The organism is Agromyces humi (assembly GCF_009720255.1).
Classification (GTDB): Bacteria; Actinomycetota; Actinomycetes; order Actinomycetales; family Microbacteriaceae; genus Agromyces; species Agromyces humi.
The window spans coordinates 1-1,554 of the sequence record NZ_WJSP02000600.1 but is presented as its reverse complement, the minus strand read 5'-3'; the positions used below and the strand labels follow the sequence as shown (position 1 = coordinate 1,554).

Below are 1,554 nucleotides of genomic sequence, written 5' to 3'. Positions count from 1 at the left end.
CGCGTCGATCTCGGCAGCGCTCGGTTCCGCATTGTCGTCGAAGCTCGGGATGACGCTGCCGACGAACGTCAGCCCGTACGCGTCGATGAAATAGGTGAAGGCGTCGTGGTTGGTGACGAGCAGCCGGGGATGAGCGACACCTCGCGGGGGTCGAACGCCACGACGTCGCCCTCACGCAGCGAACGCCGGCGACGAGTCTCGCATGGTGCGGAGCACGCGCACGGGGCGTCGATCCGCCTCGCGTCCGGCACCCGTGGGAATGGAGAGGAGGAGCGTGCCGGCGATGACGATGATCTGCACCGCGGTGATGAGTCCGGCCAGCCAGCCGCCGGCGTCGGCCGGGATCTGCGCCGCCGCCGCATCGGGCTCGGCGCCGGCGAATCGCCAGAGGGTGCCGTACTCCGTCTCGCCGACTGGGACGAGCGCCGCGTTGGCGTCGAGCGCCGTCCGCGCCCTGGCCTCGGTCTGGATCTCCTCGCGCCCCTCGCCGGGAGCCGGTGCCAGCAGCACGAACGAGGCCCCGAACTCGCGCATCGCGGCTTCGGGATCGAACCCGCTGCGGGACGCGAGGTTGCCCGCGACCTCGGCCAGCTGGGCCTGGTCGGTCGTGGGTCGTGTCCTGGTCTGCGCGAGGGTCGACTGGTCGTCGAGGGTCCGCCCGATCCCCCGCTCCAGCGTGGAGCGCATGCCGCCGTCGGACTGCGGCTGCATGAGCAGCGTGGTCACCCGGGGGTCGTTCTCGGCCTGGGCCACGACGTAGGCGGGCAGGGCTCGCTCGGTCGCGGGCGCGAGCGGAACGTCGTCCACCGCGATGGCGTACGAGAGCGGCAGCACCGCTGCGAGGCCGAACGCCGCCACGAACCATCCGATCGCACCGGCGGCCCGCCGAAGCGCATCGAGTGCGGCGGTCGCTGCGAGCACCAGGCCGAGCCACGCGAGGCTCATGCCCGCGCCGGCCCAGACCGGCACTGATTCGGCGCCCACGGCGGCCACCGACAGGTGCGACGCCGCGACGGCGGTCGCGTAGCCGAGCAGGACGGTGCCGAGCGCCAGCACGCCTCGACGCCAGCCGGGGGCGAAGACGGAGCAGAGCGCGGCGATCACGAGCGGCGCGACGAGCGCGCCGGCGACCATCCACGGTTCGAGCGACGTGAACGACTCGACGAGCTCGGCCCTCCAAACGAGGGCTCGGAGTTCCAGTAGGCGTCGCCGAAGTTGATGTGCTCATACTCCTCAGGAGTGCGCATCAAGCCAAAATGCTTGCCGTCTCGGGGCTTCGCATGTGGCTAGCTGCGGAGCTCGAGCCAGGCGTCGGCGCGCATGGCACGTGTAGCCCCACGGCATGCGCTCCAGGTAGTCCTGGTGCTCGGGCTCGGCCTCCCAGAACGGGCCGGTCGGCTCGATCGTCGTGACCGCAGTGAGGTGCTGCTCGGCGTGCTCACGGCGCACACCTCGGCCACGTTCCCGTCGATCTCGGGCATCGTGCTGAACGGCGGCTTCCCGCTGTCCGATGCGGTCGAACGGCTCCTCGCCGTGCAGGCCACCGTCGGGGCA

General features: G+C 71.6%; 4 protein-coding genes. 1 reads left to right on the top strand and 3 read right to left on the bottom strand.

The genetic code is table 11. The features are described from left to right. The 3 genes from GH736_RS25570 to GH736_RS25410 all read right to left on the bottom strand — a co-directional run. The coding region (locus GH736_RS25570; RefSeq protein ID WP_268891264.1) for a metal ABC transporter solute-binding protein, Zn/Mn family at positions 1-123 on the bottom strand (123 nt) is incomplete at its 3' end. Between the two features lie 48 nt (positions 124-171). Beyond that, positions 172-1,134, bottom strand: a complete 963-nt coding sequence (locus GH736_RS22695) for a hypothetical protein (protein WP_159607257.1) — start codon at positions 1,132-1,134, stop codon at positions 172-174. 99 nt (positions 1,135-1,233) lie between these two features. Further along, the gene (locus GH736_RS25410; RefSeq protein ID WP_235934644.1) at positions 1,234-1,449 is read right to left on the bottom strand and encodes a peptide-methionine (S)-S-oxide reductase; all 216 of its coding nucleotides are present in this window, start codon (positions 1,447-1,449) and stop codon (positions 1,234-1,236) included. Between GH736_RS25410 and GH736_RS25405 the strand changes: the two genes are divergently transcribed. Next, the coding region (locus GH736_RS25405) for a hypothetical protein (RefSeq protein ID WP_235934643.1) at positions 1,363-1,554 on the top strand (192 nt) is incomplete at its 3' end. The two genes, GH736_RS25410 and GH736_RS25405, sit on opposite strands and share 87 nt — an antisense overlap.

What these genes read in the sequence shown, in the direction of transcription:
- GH736_RS22695 (WP_159607257.1), bottom strand. Translation starts at nt 1,134, where the DNA reads ATGGTCGCCGGCGCGCTCGTCGCGCCGCTCGTGATCGCCGCGCTCTGC.